General features: G+C 70.2%; 20 protein-coding genes and 1 tRNA gene. 16 read left to right on the forward strand and 5 right to left on the reverse strand.

Annotated elements, in window-relative coordinates:
- The first annotated feature begins 16 nt into the window (after positions 1 to 16).
- From K4G64_RS05285 to K4G64_RS05310, 6 genes are all read left to right on the forward strand, one after another.
- Positions 17 to 1,036 (forward strand): sugar ABC transporter substrate-binding protein, encoded by a 1,020-nt coding sequence (locus tag K4G64_RS05285; protein WP_221754845.1) that lies wholly within the window; start codon positions 17 to 19, stop codon positions 1,034 to 1,036.
- The gene (locus K4G64_RS05290; protein ID WP_031103652.1) at positions 1,036 to 2,112 is read left to right on the forward strand and encodes an ABC transporter permease; all 1,077 of its coding nucleotides are present in this window, start codon (positions 1,036 to 1,038) and stop codon (positions 2,110 to 2,112) included. The genes K4G64_RS05285 and K4G64_RS05290 overlap by 1 nt, the downstream gene beginning before the upstream one ends.
- Before the next feature lie 5 nt (positions 2,113 to 2,117).
- Entirely contained in the window at positions 2,118 to 3,029 is a 912-nt protein-coding gene (locus tag K4G64_RS05295; RefSeq protein ID WP_221754846.1) for an ATP-binding cassette domain-containing protein, read from the forward strand.
- Position 3,030: 1 nt separating this feature from the next.
- Complete coding sequence (locus K4G64_RS05300) at positions 3,031 to 3,933, forward strand: sugar phosphate isomerase/epimerase (protein WP_221754847.1); 903 nt, start codon at positions 3,031 to 3,033, stop codon at positions 3,931 to 3,933.
- A gap of 18 nt (positions 3,934 to 3,951) precedes the next feature.
- Complete coding sequence (locus K4G64_RS05305) at positions 3,952 to 4,971, forward strand: Gfo/Idh/MocA family protein (protein ID WP_221754848.1); 1,020 nt, start codon at positions 3,952 to 3,954, stop codon at positions 4,969 to 4,971.
- Positions 4,972 to 5,042: 71 nt separating this feature from the next.
- A complete protein-coding gene (locus tag K4G64_RS05310) occupies positions 5,043 to 5,648 on the forward strand; it encodes a GPP34 family phosphoprotein (protein WP_221754849.1) in 606 nt (201 codons plus the stop codon).
- A gap of 106 nt (positions 5,649 to 5,754) precedes the next feature.
- Here K4G64_RS05310 and K4G64_RS05315 read toward each other — a convergent pair whose 3' ends face one another.
- The 3 genes from K4G64_RS05315 to K4G64_RS05325 form a co-directional block, all read right to left on the reverse strand.
- Positions 5,755 to 6,759 carry a Gfo/Idh/MocA family oxidoreductase gene (locus tag K4G64_RS05315; RefSeq protein ID WP_221754850.1) on the reverse strand — a complete coding sequence of 335 codons (1,005 nt, stop codon included), beginning with the start codon at positions 6,757 to 6,759 and terminating at the stop codon, positions 5,755 to 5,757.
- Positions 6,760 to 6,907: 148 nt separating this feature from the next.
- Entirely contained in the window at positions 6,908 to 7,684 is a 777-nt protein-coding gene (locus K4G64_RS05320; protein ID WP_221754851.1) for an SDR family oxidoreductase, read from the reverse strand.
- An 8-nt stretch (positions 7,685 to 7,692) separates the two neighbouring features.
- Entirely contained in the window at positions 7,693 to 8,850 is a 1,158-nt protein-coding gene (locus K4G64_RS05325) for a phytanoyl-CoA dioxygenase family protein (RefSeq protein ID WP_221754852.1), read from the reverse strand.
- A gap of 108 nt (positions 8,851 to 8,958) precedes the next feature.
- Between K4G64_RS05325 and K4G64_RS05330 the strand changes: the two genes are divergently transcribed.
- The gene (locus K4G64_RS05330) at positions 8,959 to 9,990 is read left to right on the forward strand and encodes a LacI family DNA-binding transcriptional regulator (protein WP_221754853.1); all 1,032 of its coding nucleotides are present in this window, start codon (positions 8,959 to 8,961) and stop codon (positions 9,988 to 9,990) included.
- A 63-nt stretch (positions 9,991 to 10,053) separates the two neighbouring features.
- Positions 10,054 to 10,665, forward strand: a complete 612-nt coding sequence (locus K4G64_RS05335; RefSeq protein WP_221754854.1) for a TMEM175 family protein — start codon at positions 10,054 to 10,056, stop codon at positions 10,663 to 10,665.
- A gap of 59 nt (positions 10,666 to 10,724) precedes the next feature.
- Here the strand turns inward: K4G64_RS05335 and K4G64_RS05340 are convergent, their stop codons facing one another.
- On the reverse strand, positions 10,725 to 11,888 hold the full coding sequence (locus K4G64_RS05340) for a Gfo/Idh/MocA family protein (protein ID WP_221754855.1): 1,164 nt from the start codon (positions 11,886 to 11,888) through the stop codon (positions 10,725 to 10,727).
- 111 nt (positions 11,889 to 11,999) lie between these two features.
- Here K4G64_RS05340 and K4G64_RS05345 point away from each other — a divergent pair, with 111 nt between their 5' ends.
- Complete coding sequence (locus tag K4G64_RS05345; RefSeq protein ID WP_221754856.1) at positions 12,000 to 12,998, forward strand: LacI family DNA-binding transcriptional regulator; 999 nt, start codon at positions 12,000 to 12,002, stop codon at positions 12,996 to 12,998.
- A gap of 13 nt (positions 12,999 to 13,011) precedes the next feature.
- Here the strand turns inward: K4G64_RS05345 and K4G64_RS05350 are convergent, their stop codons facing one another.
- Positions 13,012 to 13,356, reverse strand: a complete 345-nt coding sequence (locus tag K4G64_RS05350) for a cupin domain-containing protein (RefSeq protein ID WP_221754857.1) — start codon at positions 13,354 to 13,356, stop codon at positions 13,012 to 13,014.
- Between the two features lie 239 nt (positions 13,357 to 13,595).
- On the opposite strand from K4G64_RS05350, the gene K4G64_RS05355 reads away from it, so the two are divergent.
- The 7 genes from K4G64_RS05355 to K4G64_RS41300 all read left to right on the forward strand — a co-directional run bounded on the left by K4G64_RS05355 (position 13,596) and on the right by K4G64_RS41300 (position 19,243).
- Complete coding sequence (locus K4G64_RS05355; RefSeq protein ID WP_221754858.1) at positions 13,596 to 13,817, forward strand: hypothetical protein; 222 nt, start codon at positions 13,596 to 13,598, stop codon at positions 13,815 to 13,817.
- A 43-nt stretch (positions 13,818 to 13,860) separates the two neighbouring features.
- Positions 13,861 to 13,934: transfer RNA gene (locus tag K4G64_RS05360), tRNA-Pro, on the forward strand.
- A gap of 711 nt (positions 13,935 to 14,645) precedes the next feature.
- Positions 14,646 to 15,926: an ABC transporter substrate-binding protein gene (locus K4G64_RS05365; protein WP_308122239.1), complete on the forward strand. Its 1,281-nt coding sequence runs from the start codon at positions 14,646 to 14,648 to the stop codon at positions 15,924 to 15,926.
- Between the two features lie 70 nt (positions 15,927 to 15,996).
- Positions 15,997 to 16,956: a carbohydrate ABC transporter permease gene (locus K4G64_RS05370; RefSeq protein ID WP_260460043.1), complete on the forward strand. Its 960-nt coding sequence runs from the start codon at positions 15,997 to 15,999 to the stop codon at positions 16,954 to 16,956.
- Positions 16,956 to 17,789, forward strand: coding sequence for a carbohydrate ABC transporter permease (locus K4G64_RS05375; RefSeq protein WP_221754859.1), 834 nt, complete (start codon positions 16,956 to 16,958; stop codon positions 17,787 to 17,789). The genes K4G64_RS05370 and K4G64_RS05375 overlap by 1 nt, the downstream gene beginning before the upstream one ends.
- Positions 17,790 to 17,815: 26 nt before the next feature.
- Positions 17,816 to 19,003 carry an ABC transporter ATP-binding protein gene (locus tag K4G64_RS05380; RefSeq protein ID WP_221754860.1) on the forward strand — a complete coding sequence of 396 codons (1,188 nt, stop codon included), beginning with the start codon at positions 17,816 to 17,818 and terminating at the stop codon, positions 19,001 to 19,003.
- A 162-nt stretch (positions 19,004 to 19,165) separates the two neighbouring features.
- Positions 19,166 to 19,243 (forward strand): 50S ribosomal protein bL37, encoded by a 78-nt coding sequence (locus tag K4G64_RS41300; RefSeq protein ID WP_370443954.1) that lies wholly within the window; start codon positions 19,166 to 19,168, stop codon positions 19,241 to 19,243.
- Positions 19,244 to 19,326 lie beyond the last annotated feature (83 nt).

The raw sequence follows: 19,326 nt of genomic DNA on the forward strand, positions 1-19,326 counted from the left end.
TGAGGTGCCAGGAAAGATGGACCGCTCTTCTCACCCCCGCTCTCGCAGGTTCGCGCCCGTCGTCGCCGTGGCCGCGGCAGCGGCCCTGACCCTCGCCGGCTGCTCCAGCAGTTCCGGAGGCAAGAAGTCCGAGGAAGGCGCCGCGGACGCCTCGGCCGGCAAGGCGACCACGCCGCGCATGACCGTCGCCCTGGTCACGCACCAGGCGCCCGGCGACACCTTCTGGGACACCGTCCGCAAGGGCGCCGAGGCCGCGGCCGCCAAGGACAACATCAAGCTCGTCTACTCCGCCGACCCGAACGCGGGCAACCAGGCCAACCTGGTCCAGAACGCGATCGACCAGAAGGTCGACGGCATCGCCGTCACCCTCGCCAAGCCGGACGCGCTGAAGGGCGTCATAGGCAAGGCCGAGAAGTCCGGCATACCCGTCGTCGGCCTCAACTCCGGCCTGAGCGACTGGAAGAACCTCAACCTGCTGGAGTTCTTCGGCCAGGACGAGTCCGTCGCGGGCGAGGCCTTCGGCAAGAAGCTCAACGAGGTCGGTGCGAAGCACGCCCTCTGTGTCATCCAGGAGCAGGGCAACGTGGGTCTCACCCAGCGCTGCGACGGCGTGGAGAAGACCTTCGACGGCAAGCTCGACACCCAGAACGTCAACGGCACCGACATGCCGTCCGTGAAGTCGACGATCACCGCCAAGCTGAAGCAGGACCCGTCCATCGACTACGTCGTCACGCTCGGCGCGCCCTTCGCGCTGACCGCCGTGCAGTCGATCGGCGACGCCGGCAGCAAGGCGAAGGTCGCCACCTTCGACCTCAACAAGGACCTCATCAAGGCCGTCAAGAGCGGCGACATCCAATTCGCGGTGGACCAGCAGCCCTACCTCCAGGGATACCTGGCCGTCGACGGCCTGTGGCTCTACAAGAACAACGGCAACTACAGCGGTGGCGGTGAGCAGCCCGTGCTGACCGGTCCGGCCTTCGTCGACAAGTCCAACGTCGACAAGATCGGGGAGTTCGCCGCGAAGGGCACCCGGTGATGAGCATGACCCAGCACGCCGAGCCGGCGGTGGACACACCGCCGGCCCCCGGCCGCAAGCAGTCCGACGGCCGGACGCGGCAGCGCCCGCTGGCACTGCGGCTGCTCGCCCGGCCCGAGGTCGGTGTCTTCCTCGGCGCCGTCGCGGTGCTCGTGTTCTTCCTGTTCGCGGCACCGCCGGTGCGCGACGGCAGCTCGATGGCGAACATCCTGTACCAGTCGTCGACCATCGGGATCATGGCGCTGCCCGTGGCCCTGCTGATGATCGGCGGAGAGTTCGACCTCTCCGCCGGTGTCGCCGTGATCACCTCGGCGCTGACCGCGTCGATGCTCAGCTACCAGCTGACCATGAACGTCTGGGTCGGCGTCATCGTCGCCCTGCTCGTGTCGCTCGCGATCGGCGCGTTCAACGGCTGGCTGCTGGTGAAGACCGGGCTGCCGAGCTTCCTCGTCACCCTGGGCACCTTCCTGATCCTCCAGGGCGTGAACCTCGCGATCACGAAGCTGGTCACGGGCAACGTGGCCACCGACGACATCAGCGACATGGACGGCTTCACACAGGCGCAGAAGATCTTCGCCTCGACCTTCACCGTCGGCGGGGTCAACGTCAAGATCACCGTGGTGTGGTGGCTGGTCTTCGCGGCCCTGGCGACCTGGGTGCTGCTGCGCACCAAGTACGGCAACTGGATCTTCGCCGTCGGCGGCAACAAGGACTCGGCGCGCGCCGTCGGTGTCCCGGTGACCTTCACCAAGATCTCCCTGTTCATGCTGGTCGGCTTCGGCGCCTGGTTCGTCGGCATGCACCAGCTGTTCTCCTTCAACACCGTGCAGTCCGGCGAGGGCGTGGGCCAGGAGCTCATCTACATCGCCGCGGCCGTCATCGGCGGCTGCCTGCTCACCGGTGGCTACGGCTCCGCGATCGGCCCCGTCTTCGGCGCCTTCATGTTCGGCATGGTGCAGCAGGGCATCGTCTACGCCGGCTGGAACCCCGACTGGTTCAAGGCCTTCCTCGGCGTGATGCTCCTCGGCGCCGTTCTCATCAATCTGTGGGTCCAGCGCACGGCGACCCGGAGGTGACCGCGATGACCAGCAAAGAAACGGGCACCCACGGTGCCGTCCTGAAGGACACCCCGCCCGCCGACGAGCGTCCCCTGGTGGAACTGCGCGACGCCGGCAAGTCCTACGGCAACATCCGCGCCCTGCACGGCGTGAGCCTCAACGTCCACCCCGGCAGGGTGACCTGCGTCCTCGGCGACAACGGCGCCGGCAAGTCCACCCTCATCAAGATCATCTCGGGACTGCACCAGCACACCGAGGGCGAGTTCCTCGTCGACGGCGAACCGGTGCGCTTCTCCACCCCGCGCGAGGCCCTCGACAAGGGCATCGCCACGGTCTACCAGGACCTCGCGGTCGTCCCGCTGATGCCGGTGTGGCGCAACTTCTTCCTCGGCTCCGAGATGACCAAGGGCCCCTGGCCCGTGCGCCGTCTCGACATCGAGACGATGAAGCGGACCGCGGACGAGGAACTGCGCAACATGGGCATCGTCCTGGACGACATGGAGCAGCCCATCGGCACGCTCTCCGGCGGCCAGCGCCAGTGCGTCGCCATCGCCCGCGCCGTCTACTTCGGCGCCCGCGTCCTCATCCTGGACGAGCCGACCGCCGCCCTCGGCGTCAAGCAGTCCGGTGTGGTGCTGAAGTACATCGCCGCCGCCCGCGAGAAGGGCCTCGGCGTCATCTTCATCACCCACAACCCGCACCACGCCTACATGGTCGGCGACCACTTCGGCGTGCTGCGCCTCGGCACCATGGAACTGTCCTCCTCCCGCAGCGAGGTCAGCCTCGAAGAGCTGACCAACCACATGGCCGGCGGTACCGAACTGGCCTCCCTCAAGCACGAGTTGGCGCAGGTCCGCGGCGTCGACGTCGAAGGGCTCCCCGAAGAGGGGGACCTCACCGCTCCCGTAGCCACGTCCTCGGAAGGAAAGTCCTGACATGGCCCTCCCGCTCGACCGCATCCGGGTCGGCTCCGCCCCCGACTCCTGGGGCGTCTGGTTCCCCGACGACCCCCAGCAGGTGCCCTGGGAACGCTTCCTCGACGAGGTCGCCGAGGCCGGCTACTCCTGGATCGAACTCGGCCCGTACGGCTACCTGCCGACCGACCCCGCCCGGCTCACCGACGAGGTGGCCAAGCGGAACCTGAAGGTCTCCGCCGGCACCATCTTCTGCGGACTGCACCGCGGCCCCTCCGAGTGGGACTCCACCTGGGAACAGGTCAGCAACGTGGCCGCGCTCACCCAGGCCATGGACGCGGGGCACCTCGTCGTCATCCCGTCCTTCTGGCGCGACGACAAGACCGCGGAGATCCTGGAGGCGCCGGAACTCACCACCGAGCAGTGGCGCAATCTCACCACAGGCATGGAGCGTCTCGGCCGCGAGGTGAAGGACCGGTACGGCCTGGACATCGTCGTCCACCCGCACGCCGACACCCACATCGACACCGAGGAGCACGTCGAGCAGTTCCTCGACTCGACCGACTCCGACGCCGTCAACCTCTGCCTGGACACCGGGCACTACGCCTACTGCGGCGGCGACAGCGTCAAGCTGATCGAGACGTACGGCGAGCGCATCGGCTACCTCCACCTCAAGCAGGTCGACCCGGAGATCCTCGCCGACGTGGTGAAGAACGAGGTGCCGTTCGGCCCCGCCGTGGCGCGCGGTGTGATGTGCGAACCGCCGGCAGGCGTACCCGAGTTGGGTCCGGTCCTCACGGCCGCCCAGAAGCTGGGCGTGGACCTGTTCGCCATCGTCGAGCAGGACATGTACCCCTGTGAGCCGGACAAGCCGCTGCCGATCGCGGTGCGCACCCGTAAGTTCCTGAGGTCCTGCGGCGCCTGACGACCCGAAAGGACGGCCATGACGGAGCGTGCCCCTCTGGGAGTCGCGGTCATCGGTACCGGAAGGATGGGCGCCGACCACGTGCGCCGCATCCACGAAGTCACCAGCGGAGCACGGGTGGCGGCCGTCGTGGACGTCGACGCGGAGCGCGCGAAGGCCGTCGCCGCCCGTGTCGACGGCTGCACCGCCCACACCGACCCGGCTGCCGCGATGGCCGCGGCCGACGTGGACGCCGTCCTGATCGCCTCCCCGGGCCCGGCCCACGAGGCCACCCTCCTCGCCGCCTTCGAGCACGATCTGCCCGTCCTGTGCGAGAAGCCGCTCACCCCCGACGCGGCGTCCGCGCTGCGCGTCCTCGAAGCCGAACAGCGACTCGGCCACCGCCGGGTCCAGGTCGGCTTCATGCGCCGCTACGACCCCGAGTACGCGAAGCTGAAGGCCCTGTTGACGACGGGGCAGCTGGGCCGTCCGCTCATGCTGCACAACCGGCACCGCAACGTCGTCAGCCCGCCCTTCTTCACCAGCTCCATGCTGATCACCGACTCCGTAGCCCACGAGGCCGACGCGACCCGCTGGCTGCTGGGCCACGAGATCACAGCCGTCACGGTGCTGCGCCCCACCCCGTCGGCCAGCGCCCCGGACGCCTTGCAGGACCCCCAGTTCGTCGTCTTCGAGACCGACGGCGGCGCCCTCAGCGACGTCGAGATCTTCGTCAACTGCGGCTTCGGCTACCAGGTCCAGGCCGAGGTGGTCTGCGAACGCGGCACCGCCCGCATCGGCGACGGCCACGCCCTGGTCACCAACATGGCCGGCCGCTGGGGCGGCACCATCGCCCAGGACTGGACCGAACGCTTCGAGACGGCCTACGACCGGGAGATCCAGACCTGGATCGACGCCACCCGCCGCGGCGAGGTCACCGGCCCGAGCACCTGGGACGGCTACGCCGCGGCGGCGGTGTGCGAGGCGGGGGTGAGGGCGTTGGAGGAGGGCGGCCGGGTCGAGGTCGAGCTGGTGGGGCGTCCGGCGCTGTACGCGTGACAAGGGGGTCGGGGTGCGGCCCCGGTCCCTTGCCGCGTGTAGCGTGAACAGTGGCGTAGAGGGGAGCGGTGATGGGCACGGCACGCGACCTGATGATCGTGGCGATGGACGGGGCGACGAGCCGACTGGTGACACAGGGTGACCTGTCGCTCGGGCTGGCCGGGGCCGAGGTGTTCGACCTCCTCGCCGTCGAAGCGATGACGCTGGACGACGACCGCATCGTCCCCCGCCTCACACCGTCCCTCGACGACCCTCTGCTCGAACAGGCCGCGGCCGGGCTGGTGCGTGACAAGCCCTACGAGACGGTCGAGGACTGGCTGTGGCACAGGGGCCGCGGACTGGCCGAGCGGTACCTGACCGTCCTGACCGAGGAGGGACTGCTCGCACGGCCCCGCGCGTCCTGGCTCCCCTTCCGCGACGCTGCCGGGCCGACGCCGGTCGACTCTCCCGCCCGGCAGCGCGCCAGGGACCGCCGGGCGGCCGACGAGCCCGTGCTCACCACACTCGCGGCCGCCGTCGGAGCGCGCGACGACGCTCCCGAGGACCTCGCCGTGCCCCACGGCTCCGCCCAGATCGTGTTCGCCGCAGTGGTCGGCGCCGTGACGGAGCTGGACGCCGTCCGCCGGCGACGGGCCGTCGAGAACGCGGCGTTCGCCAACGTCTGGCGGGGTGCGTGAGGCGTCTGCCTGTTGCCTGCCGACTTCCATGCTTGTGTCAGGCCCACATCGGCGCGGTGGGGCGGGCCGGGTTTCCCGGCCCGCCCCACCGCGCCGATGTGGTGCGTCAGACCGCCCGTACCTCCTCGATCGTCACCGGCCGGTGCTCCCGCAGGGACAGGGTGCACGCGTCGGCGATCCAGCCCGCCTCCAAGGCGTCCTCGATCGTGCAGGGGGAGGGGCGGGTGCCGACGACGACCTCGGTGAACGCGGTCAGTTCGGCGCGGTAGGCGTCGGTGAAGCGGTCCATGAAGAAGTCGTGCGGCGTGCCCGCCGGGAAGGTCACCCCGGGCTCGACCGAGCGCAGCGGCAGCTTGTCCTCCAGGCCGACGGCGATGGAGTCCTGGAAGCCGTGGATCTCCATGCGGACGTCGTAACCGCGGGCGTTGTGACGGGAGTTGGACACGACCGCGATGGTGCCGTCGTCCAGGGTGAGGATCGCGCCGGTGGTGTCGGCGTCACCGGCCTCCTTGATGAAATCGGCGCCCCGGTTGCCGCCGACGGCGTAGACCTCCCGGACCTCGCGGCCGGTCACCCAGCGGATGATGTCGAAGTCGTGCACCGAGCAGTCGCGGAAGATGCCGCCGGAGGCAGCGATGTACGCGGCCGGCGGCGGCGCCGGGTCCAGCGTGGTCGAGCGGACCGTGTGCAGCGTGCCGAGCTCACCGCTCTGCACGGCCGCCCGGGCGTTGACGAACCCGGTGTCGAAACGGCGGTTGTAGCCGATCTGGATCGGCACGTCGTGGCCGCGGACGGCCTTGAGCACCTCGACACCCTCGGCCATGGTCCTGGCGACGGGCTTCTCGCAGAAGACGGGAACACCGGCCTCGACACCGGCCAGGATCAGCGCCGGGTGGGCATCCGTGGCGGCCGCGACGACGATGCCGTCCACACCGGCGGCCAGCAGGGCCTCCGGCGAGTCCACGACATCGGCCCCGAACCGCTCGGCGGCGGCCTTGGCGGCGTCCGCGAACGGGTCGGTGAGGACGAGGGAGTCGACGGCGTCGAGTCCGGCGAGGGTCTCGGCATGGAAGGCGCCGATACGGCCGAGGCCGAGGATTCCGATACGCATGGGTGTTGCTCCTAGAGGTAAACGGGGGGGTGGGGCTGCGTCCTTGCTTCTGGGGGGCGCGGGGCTGTTTCGATGTGCGGCTCTGCCGCGTGGGCGCGATCAGCCACAACGGCGCCGCACACAACCGACGGCAATGCGCGGCACATCCTCAGTCGAGTCCCCCCAACACGTTCTGGTCCCAGTCGATGACCGACCCGGTGACCACACCGGACCGCTCCGACAGCAGGAACACAACAAAGTCGGCGATCTCGTCCGGCTGGCCGAGCTTGCCCATCGGCAGCTTCGCGGCGGCCTCCTCACGCCAGTCGTCCCCCGCCCCGTGAAACGCCTTCTGCGTCGCGTCCTCGCCCTCCGTCGCGGTCCAGCCGATGTTCAGGCCGTTGATCCGGACCCGGTCCCACCGGTGCGCGTGCGCCGCGTTGCGGGTCAGGCCGATCAGCCCCGCCTTGGCGGCGACGTAGGGCGCGAGGAACGGCTGCCCGCCGTGCGCCGACGACGTGATGATGTTGACGATCGTGCCGGGCGCCTCACGCCCCACCATGTCCGCGACCGCCGCCTGCATCGCGAAGAACGGGCCCCTGAGGTTGATCCCGATGTGCTGGTCGAACAGCTTGGGTGTGGTGTCCAGCAGCGTCCCCCGGGACGTCAGACCGGCGGAGTTCACGAGGCAGTCGACCCGGCCGTACGTCTGGACGACCCGGGCCACGGCGTCCTTCGCCTGCGCGGCGTCCGACAGGTCGGCCCGGACGTACAGGGCCTTGCCGCCGGCTTCGGTCAGCTCCTCCACCAGCGCCTCGCCGGGCTCCGGGCGCCGCCCGGTGACGGCCACGACCGCCCCTTCGCGGACCGCGGCCCGCGCGATGGCCGCGCCGACCCCCTGGCTGCCGCCGTTGACCAGGACGACCTTGTCGTCGAGAAGTCCCATCGAGTTCCTCAGCTCTCTCGCCGTTCGGTACCGGACCGCAGCTCCGCCCGGAGCGCCTGCGGCGTCCACTCCTCGCGCAGCGCGCGCCGCATCAGATCCGCCTGCGAGGGCGGGGCCAGGCCGTCGACCGGCGGATCGCTGTCGAGGTTGGTGGGGAAGGGGTAGCCCTCGGCGCTCGCCGCGACCACGTTCTCCAGCCACGCCGGGTCGGCACCCTCGGCCTTGCGCTTGAGAAGGGCCGGGTACACCGCGCCCGCCACCGCTTCCCGGTCCACCGTCTCCATGGCACGACCGAACGCGGACGACACCTGCAGCAGGTTGGCCATGCGCCGGATGCCGGCGGTGCGGTTGGTGCCGGCCGCGTGGAAGAGGGCCGGGTTGAAGAACACCGCGTCGCCCTTGGCGAGCGGCAGCTGCACCTGGTGCGCGTCGAAGTACGCCCGGAACTCCGGCAGCCGCCAGGCGAGATAGCCCGGCTCGTACTTCTGTGAGTGCGGCAGGTACATCGTCGGCCCGGACTCCACGGGCATGTCGCAGTGCGCGACAGCGCCCTGGAGGGTCAGCACGGGGGAGAGGCGGTGCACCTGCGCCGGATAGGCGGCGGCGACCTCGTTCGACAGGAAGCCCAGGTGGTAGTCGCGGTGCACGGTCTGCGCGGCACCGCCCGGGTTGACCACGTTGAGCTGGGAGGTCACCTGGTAGCCGGGGCCGAGCCAGGCGGTGGCCACCAGGGCCAGGATGTCGTTCGCGTAGTAGTCGGCGAACGCCTCCGGGTCGTAGAGGGCCGCCTTCTCCAGCGCGTTCCACACCCGGTCGTTGGCGCCCGGTCGGGCGAAGTGGTCACCGGCCGCCGCACCTGAGGCGCGCTGCTCGGCGATCAGCGCCTCGAACACGTCGGTGGCCCGGTCCACGACCCGGAGGTCGGGAAAGGCGCCGCGGAAGACCACGATGCCGGGCCCGTCGGCGAGCGCCCGCACCAGCTCGGCCTGGACCACCCGGTCGCCCTCGAGCAGGCCGCAGTCGTAGACGAGCACGTTGTGCTCCACGGCGGAGGCGTGCGGATAGTCGGCGGGGTCGGTGGCCTGCTCGACCAGCGCGCGGAACGCGTCGAGATCGCAGTCCTGTTCGGACAGCCAGGCACGGTGGTGTACGGAAGTGAAGGACATCGTCGTCCCTTCGGGGTCACGGAGCGACGCAGCCCTGTCATTCTTGTCAGTACAAACCCCTCGAACAACCAGCAGCGAGCCATCAAAAACCCCTCAAGGAGCCGGCGCATGGGCCACCCGTTCCCGATCCGGGAGATCGCACGTCAGGCGGGCCTGAGCGAGGCGACCGTCGACCGGGTGCTGAACGGCAGAGGAGGCGTGCGCGAGAGCACCGCCCGGGAGGTCCGCCAGGCCATCGCCGATCTCGACCGGCAGCGCACCCAGGTGCGGCTCGTCGGCCGGACGTTCATGGTCGACATCGTGATGCAGGCACCCGAGCGGTTCACCACGGCGATCCGCGCCGCCCTGGAGGCGGAGCTGCCGTCGCTGCGCCCGGCGGTGCTGCGCTCCCGCTTCCACTTCCGCGAGACCGGCCCGGCCGGGGAACTCGTGCGGATCCTGGACCGGATCGCCCGGCGCGGCTCGCAGGGCGTGATCCTCAAGGCCCCGGACGTCCCCGAGGTGACCGCCGCCGTCGGCCGGCTCGAAGCCGCCGGGGTGCCGGTCGTGACCCTGGTGACCGACCTGCCCGCCAGCGCCCGCCGCGCCTACGTCGGCATAGACGACCGGGCGGCCGGCGCGACGGCCGCGTACCTGATGGGCCAGTGGCTGGGGGAGCGCCCGGGCAACATCCTCACCAGCCTCAGCAGCGGCTTCTTCCGCAACGAGGAGGAGCGCGAGATGGGCTTCCGCAGCGCCATGCGCGCCCGGCACCCCGAGCGCACGCTGGTCGAGATAGCCGAGGGGCAGGGTCTGGACGCCACCCAGTACGACCTCGTCCGGGCCGCTCTGGAGCGCGACCCCGCCATCCGCGCGGTGTACTCGATCGGCGGCGGCAACATCGCCACGCTGCGCGCCTTCGACGACCTCGGCCGTGACTGCGCGGTGTTCGTCGCGCACGACCTCGACCACGACAACACCCGTCTGCTGCGCGAGCACCGGCTGTCCGCCGTGCTCCACCACGACCTGCGCCAGGACGTGCGCGAGGCCTGCCACACCGTGATGCGCGCCCACGACGCGCTGCCGCCGGCGGGGCCGACCCTGCCGTCGGCGATCCAGGTGGTGACGCCGTACAACATGCCCCCGCAGGCGGCCGTGTGATCCGTGGGCGATGCCGGGCGTGGGTGCGGGAGGAGCCGCGTGCCGGCCCCTACCGTCGGGCGTATGTGGACCTCTCGCCCGGACGGCGGACCCGAGCGGTTGGTGGCCCTGGTCGACGGTGTGTTCGCCATCGCCATCACCCTGCTCGTCCTGGATCTCTCCGTGCCCCGGGAGCTCGACCCCGCCGCCTACCGAAAGGCCCTGGGCGAGCTGCTCCCGGACCTCGGGGCGTACGCGCTGAGCGTCGCGGTGCTGGGGAGTTTCTGGCGTGACCACCGGCGGATCTTCCAGGGCGTCCGGGAGATCGACGGCCAGGTGATCGGCCTCTCGATGGTCGGCCTCGGCGTCGCGGCCCTCGTGCCGTTCCCGACCCGGCTGCTCGCCGAGTACGGCGCGCAGCCCGTGTCGGTGGCCGTCTACGCGGGCGCCGTCGCCGCGCTGGGCGCCTGCCACCTGGGGCTGGCCGCCCTCCTGGCCAAACGCCCCTGGCTGCGCCACGACACGCCCTCCGAAGCGGCGACCACCCTCTATCTCCTCGACAGCGCCTCGTCCGTGGTGGTCTTCCTCGCGACCGTCCCGCTGGCCATGGTGGCGGGCCCGAGAATCATGTGGATGTGGCTCGCCCTGGTCCCGGTGAAGGTCTACCTGGGCCGAAAGCTGCAGAGCCCGGGGTGAGGGCGGGAGCCGGGCCGGGGCCGGACCGCGGGCGGGGACCCGAGCCCCGGCGGGGGCGGTCATCCCCGCCCCGTCACCTCCGCCCAGTTCCCGCTCTGCGCCGACCGTGCCATCGCGTCCAGTGCGGCCGCGCTGTGCACGGCGTCCGCGAGCGTCGCTCCGTGCGGCGTGCCCTCGGCGACCGACCTGAGGAAGCGGTACGCCTCGATGACCTTCAGGTCGTCGTACCCCATGGCGTTCGCGGCGCCCGGCTGGAACGCCGCGAACTCGCCGTGGCCCGGGCCGACATGGACCGTGGTGACGGACTGGTCCTGGTACGTGGTGCCGCGGCTGACGCCGAGCTCGTTCATGCGGCGGAAGTCCCAGAACACGGCACCCTTGGTGCCGTGCACCTCGAAGCCGTAGTTGTTCTGCTCGCCGACCGAGACCCGGCAGGCCTCCAGGACGCCGCGCGCACCGGAGGCGAAGCGCAGCAGGCAGCTGACGTAGTCCTCATTCTCGACGGGGCCGAGTTCGCCTCCGGCGGCGCGGCTGTGGCCGGCCGTGGCGCCGGAGGGGCGGGCCCGCTCCGGGAGGAAGATCGCCGTGTCGGCCGTCAGGGACATGATGTCGCCGAGCAGATGACGGGCCAGGTCCACGCCGTGCGACGCCAGGTCGCCCAGCACCCCGCTGCCGCCCCGCTCCCGCTCGTAGCGCCAGGTCAGCGCGCCCTCGGGGTGGGCCGCGTAGTCGCTGAGGAGCCGGACGCGGACATGGGTGACCGTGCCGATCTCCCCGGAGGCGATCAGCTCGCGGGCCGCCTCCACGGCGGGCGCGTTGCGGTAGTTGAAGCCCACGGCGCCCTGCACACCGGCCTTGGCGACCGCGTCCGCGACCGCGCCGGCGTCCTCGGCGGCCAGACCCACCGGCTTCTCGATCCAGATGTGCTTGCCCGCCTCGGCCATGGCGACACCGATCTCGCGGTGCAGGAAGTTCGGCGCGGTGATGCTGACCGCGCGCACCCGTGGGTCGGCGGCCACCTCGCGCCAGTCCCGGGTCGTCGAGGCGAACCCGAACTGCGCGGCGGCCTCCTCCGCCCGGCCCGGCACCTCCTCCGCGACCGTCACCAGCTCCGGGACGAGGGGCAGCTGCGGATAGTGGTGCCGCACGCGCGCGTACGCCTGGGTGTGCACCCGCCCCATCCAGCCGAATCCGATGACGGCGACGCCGAGCGTGTCCACCATGAGAGCCCCTCTTTGGACCGTTCCAGAACCTGTCCCGGCCACCCTGGGCGGGGTTCGCCGACGCTGTCAACCCTTTGACAAGCCGTGGCGCCGCATGGAACGGTCCATCCCATGAGAGCGCCGACGATCCGGGACGTGGCCGAACGGGCCGGCGTCTCCAAGTCGCTGGTCTCCCTCGTGCTGCGCGGCTCCGACCAGGTGCGCCCCGAGAAGCGGGACGCCGTGCTCCGGGCCGTCCGGGAGCTGGGCTACCGGCCCAACGCCGCCGCCCGCAGCCTCAGCGAGCAGCGCACCCGTACCGTAGGCGTCCTCCTGAACGACCTGCGCAACCCCTGGTTCGTGGACCTCCTCGACGGTCTGAACTCCCTGCTGCACGCAGGAGGCCTGCGCATGCTGCTGGCCGACGCCCGCCTCAACCGCCGTACCGGTCAGGACCCGGCCGATCCGCTGCTGGACCTGCGGGTCGACGGTCTGGTCGTGGTCGGCACGCTGCCCGACCCGGCGGCCCTCGGCCAGGTGGCCGAGCGGATCCCGGTCGTGCTGGCCGGCTCCCGCGAACCGGCCCCGCCCGGTGTCGACGTCGTGGCGGGTGACGACGAGCAGGGCGCCCGGCTGGTCGCCGAGCATCTGATCGGCCTCGGGCACCGCCGGATCGCGCACATCGCGGGCTACGGAGCGGTGGGCGAGCTGCGCCGCCGGAGCTTCGAGGCGGCGATGCGCCGGCACGGTCTCGCGGACGAGGCGCTGGTCGAGCCGAGCGACATGACCGAGGAGGGCGGCTACCGCACGACCGTCCGGCTGCTCAGCCGGCCCGACCGGCCCACGGCCGTCTTCGCCGTCAACGACATCGCCGCCATCGGCGTGCTCTCGGCGGCCGAGGAACTGGGGCTGCGCGTGCCGCGCGACCTGTCCGTCGTCGGCTACGACAACACGAGCATCGCCCGGCTGCGGCACGTGTGGCTCACGACGGTCGACAACTCCAGCCACGAGGTCGGCCGCCGCGCGGCCCGCTGCCTCCTGGAACGCTTCGAGGGCGTCGGCGGCGCGGGCCGGGTCCAACTGGCCGCGCCCACCCTGGAGATCCGGGGCTCGACGGCCCCGGCGCCCTGATCGGGCACCTCGCTCAGAGGTTGATCGCGTACGCCTTGCGCAGGGTCTCGTGCACCGTCCACGTCGTACGGTCGCCCTCGCGCAGGACGGCCATGTCCCCGGGCCCGACCGTGAGCGTCGGCCCGCCCTCGACCTCGATCGTCGCCGAGCCGCTGATCACGACGAACAGTTCGTCGGCCTCGGTGTCGGTGACCACACCGGGCGTGATCTGCCAGACGCCCCGGACCTGACGACCGTCCTCCGACTCCCAGACCACCCTCCCGGTCACCTCGGGCGTCCCGGAGACGATCTGCTCGGGCGCGAGGGGCTCGGGTTCGAGCTCGGCGTCGGGGATGTGGAGTACGAAGCTGTGCGTCATGCGGCGACCCTAGCCCCGGCCGGCGGGGGAGCGGCCTGGACACAGTGTGCGGTGTCGGCGGTGACCGGCGGACACTTCGTCGCCCCGTACGGCCGCGCCACCGCCACCGGATGCCATGTCCGTCTCAACCCCTATGCCCTGGTCGGGAGTTCCCGCCGATTGGCGTATTGTTTGCGGCATATGCCCGGGAGTTGAGATGCCCGAGGGCATGCGACCGGGTGGGTGAAGGGGAGCAGGACGTGGACGAGACGGGGCAACGATCCGCCCGGCGGGCCGGGCTGCCCGGGGGTGCCCTCACGGCACTCCTGGCCGTGGCGGCCTGCGCCGGCCACGCGACCAAGGCGGACCTCCCCTGGTGGGCCGTCCTCGCCGTCGCCGTCTCGGCGGTGGGTCTCGCGGGCTGGACCCGGCGCCCGGAACGGCCGTCGGCGCGGGCCGGGGGACGGCTCCCCATGGGGTAGGGTTGACCTGCGTGATCACGTGGTTCACCCGCGCGATACGCAACGGGACGTGGCGCAGCTTGGTAGCGCACTTGACTGGGGGTCAAGGGGTCGCAGGTTCAAATCCTGTCGTCCCGACTTTACGAAGTCGCATTTCAGGGGCCGTTTCAGAGGAGATCTGAAACGGCCCCTTGATCATTCTCGGGGGGCGGTTGGGGCCCAGCGCACTTGACTGAGTTCGGTCGCACCTTGACCCGGTCACGGTGCGCCGTGCGGCCCGCTGAAGGCTCTTCGTCCGCTTGTGGTGCAGGCGGAACATCCATATGGCCGGCAGGAGTGACGATCCGGTGCGTCGATCGCAGAGTCGGCTCGCATACGGCCCGGATCTTGGTGCGGACGGCGACGACGCAGGGCAATGTCGAACGAAGGACTCAGCCAATGGCTTTGGGTATCCCATGGTGAGCTGCTGCGTCGGGTGGTGCAACATGCAGACCCTCCCGAGGTCGTCGCACTGGGGCTTTGACGTGGAACGGTGACGCAACGGGTCTTTCCCTCTGAGTCCGGACACCTTGGGCACCTGTGACGGGCGCCCCGCAACGGAGGTACTGACGGGAGGGCCCGTTGCTCTATCCCCCGTCGGCCGCGACGCTGTCGGGCTTCGTGCGGGGCCGCCCGAGGTCCTCGGGGCGTGGATCTTTGCCGGCGCCGTGTCTGCCTCCGATCTGGTTAATGAGTGGTTTCGTGTCATATGTGATTGATGTCGCGCTGGGTGATCTCTAGTGTTCACCGGGAGGTAAGCACTGTGAGGCCCGAGCCCGTGCCACCGTCCGGAAGCGAGGTGTGGAGCGCGTGCACGCGAGGGGACATCCCAGAGGGACGCGATGGCTGCGGGCGTTCGCCGTACTGCCGTTGCTGGCGTCGGCGCTCGCCGCCTGTGGCAGTGACGAAGGCTCCGGCAGGCCCACCCTCAACTGGTACAACTTCCCCGACGACTCCGGTGCGCTCCAGAAAGCCGCCGACCGGTGCAGCCAGGCGTCGGGCGGCCGCTACAGGATCAACTACAACAAGCTCCCGCGTGCCGCCGACGGTCAGCGTCAGCAGATGGTCCGCAGGCTCGCGGCCGAGGACGACTCGCTCGACATTCTGGGCCTGGACGTCACCTGGGCGGCGGAGTTCGCCGAGGCGCGCTGGATCCGGGAATGGACAGGAGCGGCGAAGCGGCAGGCCGTCGAGGGCACTCTGCGCGTACCGCTGCAGACCTCGACCTGGAAGGGCAAGCTGTACGCCGTCCCGTACAACACCAACACCCAGCTCCTGTGGTACCGCAAGGACCTGGTGCCCACACCGCCCAGGACCTGGGCCGAGATGCTGGACATGGCCAGCGCCCTCGCCCGGCAGGGCAAACCGCACTTCGTCGAGATCCAGGGCGCCCAGTACGAGGGTCTGACCGCCTGGTTCAACACCCTGATCAACAGTGCGGGCGGCTCCATCCTCAACGCGAGCGCGACCGAGCCTTCCCTCGGTCCTCCCGCTGTGCGGGCTGCGGGGATCATGCGGCAGCTGGCGACGTCCCCGGCCGCGGACCCCTCCCTGCCCAACCAGATGGAGGACCAGAACCGCCTCGCCATGGAGTCGGGGGTGGCGGCGTTCGAGCTCAACTACCCCTTCGTCTATCCGTCGATGAAGGCGAACAACCCCGAGCTGTTCAAGAACTTCCGCTGGGCGCCGTACCCCCGGGTCGACCCGAACCGCCCGGCACGGCCCACCATCGGCGGCATCAACCTGGCGGTGAGCGCCTACTCGCGCCACCCCGACCTGGCCTTCGAGGCGGCACTGTGCCTGCGCAACATGGAGAACCAGCTCACCGCCGCGCTCGAGGGCGGCCTGCCGCCCACCCTGCGCGCCCTGTACGACGAGCCCGCGTTCATGAAGGAGTACCCCTTCTCCGCGGAGGTGCTGGCCGCGCTGGAGTCGGCGAGCGTGCGCCCGATCACTCCGGTCTACCAGAACGTGTCGATCGCGGTCTCCCACACGCTGTCTCCGCCGTCCGGGATCAAACCGGAAAGCTCCGTCAACACCATCAGGGAGCAGATCGACGATGCCCTGCGATCCGAGGGTGTGATCCCGTGAACCACCACGTCCCGCACCACGTCGTCGCCCGGCGCAGCAGCGCGCGGGCCTCGTCCCCGGGCGGCCCTGAATGAGCACGCGGGCGCAACCCGCCGGAACCCCACCGCCCCCCGAAGCGGAGACGCAGCAGAAGGGGCCGGACCAGGCGGCACTGTCGGCGGGCGCCCGGCAGGAGCGCAGGCTCGGCTGGCTGCTCTGCGCGCCCGCCGTCGTCGTCATGATCGCCGTGACCGCCTACCCCATCGGGTACGCCGTCTATCTGTCCCTCCAGCGGTACGACCTGCGCTTTCCCGGACGGGCGGAGTTCGTGGGCCTGAGCAACTACGGGGCGGTGCTGTCCTCGCCGTTCTGGTGGGACGCCTTCTGGGTGACGCTGTTCATCACCGCGGTGTCCGTGGCGATCGAACTGGTCCTCGGAATGGGGCTCGCCCTGGTGATGCACCGCACGATCTTCTGGCGCGGCGTCGTCCGCACGTCGGTCCTCGTTCCTTATGGGATCGTCACCGTGGTCGCCGCCTTCTCCTGGCAGTACGCCTGGACACCGGACCTCGGGTACCTCGCCGAGTTGCTGCCCAGCGGAGAGGCTCCGCTGACCGAGCAGTGGCCCGCCCTCTGGCTGATCATCCTCGCCGAGGTGTGGAAGACGACGCCGTTCATGGCCCTGCTGCTGCTCGCGGGCCTCGCGCTGGTCCCCGAGGAGACCCTGAAGGCGGCGATGGTGGACGGGGCCACCGCCTGGCAGCGCTTCACCAGGGTCATGCTGCCGCTGATGAAGCCGGCCATCCTGGTGGCTCTGCTCTTCCGCACACTGGACGCGTTCCGGATCTTCGACAACATCTACATCCTGACCGCGGGCGCCCAGGGAACCGGCTCTCTGTCGATCCTCGGGTACGACAACCTGTTCACCGCGCTGAACCTGGGCATCGGGTCGGCGATCTCGGTCCTGATCTTCATCTGCGTCGGGATCATCGCCTTCACCTTCGTCAAACTGTTCGGTGCCGCCGCACCCGGCGCGGAGGTGAAGCGCTGATGGCCGCCGTGGGAAAGACACATGCCGCCCGATGGGGCGTCCTGAACGTGGTGGTGGTCCTGTACGCCCTGTTCCCGGTGTGGTGGATCGCCGCGCTGTCGTTCAAGGACCCCGCCACCCTGACGGACGGTGACTACATCCCCCGGGACTGGACCTGGGAGAACTACCGGGGCATCTTCGAGACCAGTGAGTTCACCCGTGCGCTGATCAACTCGATCGGCATCGCCCTGATCGCCACGGTGATCGCGGTGGCACTGGGCACCATGGCCGCCTACGCGGTGGCCCGGCTGCGGTTCCCCGGCAAGCGGGTACTCATCGGCATGTCACTGCTGATCGCCATGTTCCCGCCGATCTCCCTGGTGTCACCGCTGTTCAACATCGAGCGGATCATCGGGATCTTCGACACCTGGATCGGGCTGATCATCCCGTACATGACCTTCTCCCTGCCGCTGGCCATCTACACCCTGTCGGCGTTCTTCCGGGAGATCCCCTGGGATCTGGAGAAGGCCGCCAAGGTCGACGGGGCGACGCCCGCGCAGGCCTTCCGGCTGGTCATCGCTCCGCTGGCCGCGCCGGGCGTGTTCACCACGGCCATTCTCGTGTTCATCTTCTGCTGGAACGACTTCCTGTTCGCGATCTCGCTGACGTCCACCGAGTCCGCGCGCACCGTGCCCGCCGCGATCGCGTTCTTCACCGGGAGTTCCCAGTTCCAGCAGCCCACAGGGTCGATCGCCGCCGCCGCTGTCGTCATCACCATCCCGATCATCGTTTTCGTCCTGCTCTTCCAGCGGCGGATCGTCGCCGGACTGACCTCCGGGGCAGTCAAGGGCTGAACGGGGAAGGCAAGGAGGCACCATCCATGGCCGAGATCATCCTTGAGGGAGTCACCAAGCGCTTTCCCGACGGGTCCCTCGCCGTGAAGGACGTGGACCTCGAGATCGCCGACGGCGAGTTCGTGATCCTGGTCGGTCCGTCCGGATGCGGCAAGTCCACCACCCTGAACATGATCGCCGGACTCGAGGACATCACGGAGGGCACCCTGCGCATCGGAGGCCGAGTCGTCAACGACCTGGCTCCCAAGGAACGAGACGTCGCCATGGTGTTCCAGAGCTACGCCCTGTATCCGCACATGAGCGTCCGGGAGAACATGGGCTTCCCGCTGCGCCTGGCCAAGGTGGACAAGGACACCATCGACGCCAAGGTGACGCACGCCGCCCGCATCCTCGACCTCACCGAGCACTTGGACCGCAAGCCCGCCAACCTCTCGGGCGGTCAGCGTCAGCGGGTGGCCATGGGGCGGGCGATCGTCCGTGATCCCAAGGCGTTCCTGATGGACGAGCCACTGTCCAACCTGGACGCCAAACTCCGGGTCCAGATGCGCACCCAGATCTCCCGGCTGCAGCGGAACCTCGGCACGACCACCGTGTACGTCACCCACGACCAGACCGAGGCGATGACGCTGGGCGACCGCGTCGTGGTCATGAGACAGGGCCTGGTCCAGCAGATCGGCACACCTGCCGAGCTGTACGACCTGCCGCGCAACCTCTTCGTCGCGGGCTTCATCGGCTCCCCGGCGATGAACTTCCTGAACGCCGCTCTGGAGGGCGGTGCCCTGCGCTCGCCGCTGGGCGACCTGCCCCTCGACGACCGTACGAGGCAGGCGCTGGAACGCCAGAACGCGCCCCGCGAGGTCATCGTCGGGCTGCGACCGGAGGCATTCGAGGACGTGGCCCTGTCGCATGACCGGGCCCGGACGGGCCCGGTCTTCACCGTCACCGTGGAGGTACTGGAGTCCCTGGGCTCCGATGCGTACGTCTACTTCGCCGCGGAGGGCGGGCCCGTGACGACCGCCGAACTGGAGGAGCTCGCCAAGGATTCGGGCCTGCGCGACACCGGCGCCGACACCAGTCAGCTCGTGGCCCGCCTGGACGCCGCCACGCGGGCCCGCGAGGGAGAACCGCTGGAGCTGCGGGTCGACATGGCCAAGGCTCATGTGTTCGACCCGGCGACCGGAGCGAACCTGACGCATCCGGTGCGGGCGGACTGACGAGGCACCACGCGGCCGAGCCGGGCCGCCACCGTGACGTAGGCCACCCGTGTGCATTCGCATCGTGTGTGTTTGCCGTCGCGTCGGCTGGAAAGTGGCTCTGTAGTCACCGGGCGCGACAATCCGGTGGGCAGTGATGGAAAGCCGGAAAGTGGAGGTTCGATGTCCTCGAAGCGACGTCGCAAGAAGAAGGCCCGCCGCAAGAACGGCGCGAACCACGGCAGCCGTCCGCAGTCCTGAGAAGCCTTGTGGGCGCGCCGACGCAAACGGGTGGGTGGCAGGTGCCACCCACCCGTTTGCGTTCGCAGGCAGAGGTCAGCCAC

Source organism: Streptomyces sp. WAC04114 (assembly GCF_019733245.1).
Taxonomy (GTDB): Bacteria; Actinomycetota; Actinomycetes; order Streptomycetales; family Streptomycetaceae; genus Streptomyces; species Streptomyces massasporeus_A.

Excerpts from the sequence above, each read along its gene's own strand:
- K4G64_RS05285 (WP_221754845.1), top strand. The coding sequence starts at position 17 with ATGGACCGCTCTTCTCACCCCCGCTCTCGCAGGTTCGCGCCCGTCGTC.
- K4G64_RS05290 (WP_031103652.1), top strand. The coding sequence starts at position 1,036 with ATGAGCATGACCCAGCACGCCGAGCCGGCGGTGGACACACCGCCGGCC.
- K4G64_RS05295 (WP_221754846.1), top strand. The coding sequence starts at position 2,118 with ATGACCAGCAAAGAAACGGGCACCCACGGTGCCGTCCTGAAGGACACC.
- K4G64_RS05300 (WP_221754847.1), top strand. The coding sequence starts at position 3,031 with ATGGCCCTCCCGCTCGACCGCATCCGGGTCGGCTCCGCCCCCGACTCC.
- K4G64_RS05305 (WP_221754848.1), top strand. The coding sequence starts at position 3,952 with ATGACGGAGCGTGCCCCTCTGGGAGTCGCGGTCATCGGTACCGGAAGG.
- K4G64_RS05310 (WP_221754849.1), top strand. The coding sequence starts at position 5,043 with ATGGGCACGGCACGCGACCTGATGATCGTGGCGATGGACGGGGCGACG.
- K4G64_RS05315 (WP_221754850.1), bottom strand. The coding sequence starts at position 6,759 with ATGCGTATCGGAATCCTCGGCCTCGGCCGTATCGGCGCCTTCCATGCC.
- K4G64_RS05320 (WP_221754851.1), bottom strand. The coding sequence starts at position 7,684 with ATGGGACTTCTCGACGACAAGGTCGTCCTGGTCAACGGCGGCAGCCAG.
- K4G64_RS05325 (WP_221754852.1), bottom strand. The coding sequence starts at position 8,850 with ATGTCCTTCACTTCCGTACACCACCGTGCCTGGCTGTCCGAACAGGAC.
- K4G64_RS05330 (WP_221754853.1), top strand. The coding sequence starts at position 8,959 with ATGGGCCACCCGTTCCCGATCCGGGAGATCGCACGTCAGGCGGGCCTG.
- K4G64_RS05335 (WP_221754854.1), top strand. The coding sequence starts at position 10,054 with ATGTGGACCTCTCGCCCGGACGGCGGACCCGAGCGGTTGGTGGCCCTG.
- K4G64_RS05340 (WP_221754855.1), bottom strand. The coding sequence starts at position 11,888 with ATGGTGGACACGCTCGGCGTCGCCGTCATCGGATTCGGCTGGATGGGG.
- K4G64_RS05345 (WP_221754856.1), top strand. The coding sequence starts at position 12,000 with ATGAGAGCGCCGACGATCCGGGACGTGGCCGAACGGGCCGGCGTCTCC.
- K4G64_RS05350 (WP_221754857.1), bottom strand. The coding sequence starts at position 13,356 with ATGACGCACAGCTTCGTACTCCACATCCCCGACGCCGAGCTCGAACCC.
- K4G64_RS05370 (WP_260460043.1), top strand. The coding sequence starts at position 15,997 with ATGAGCACGCGGGCGCAACCCGCCGGAACCCCACCGCCCCCCGAAGCG.
- K4G64_RS05375 (WP_221754859.1), top strand. The coding sequence starts at position 16,956 with ATGGCCGCCGTGGGAAAGACACATGCCGCCCGATGGGGCGTCCTGAAC.
- K4G64_RS05380 (WP_221754860.1), top strand. The coding sequence starts at position 17,816 with ATGGCCGAGATCATCCTTGAGGGAGTCACCAAGCGCTTTCCCGACGGG.
- K4G64_RS41300 (WP_370443954.1), top strand. The coding sequence starts at position 19,166 with ATGTCCTCGAAGCGACGTCGCAAGAAGAAGGCCCGCCGCAAGAACGGC.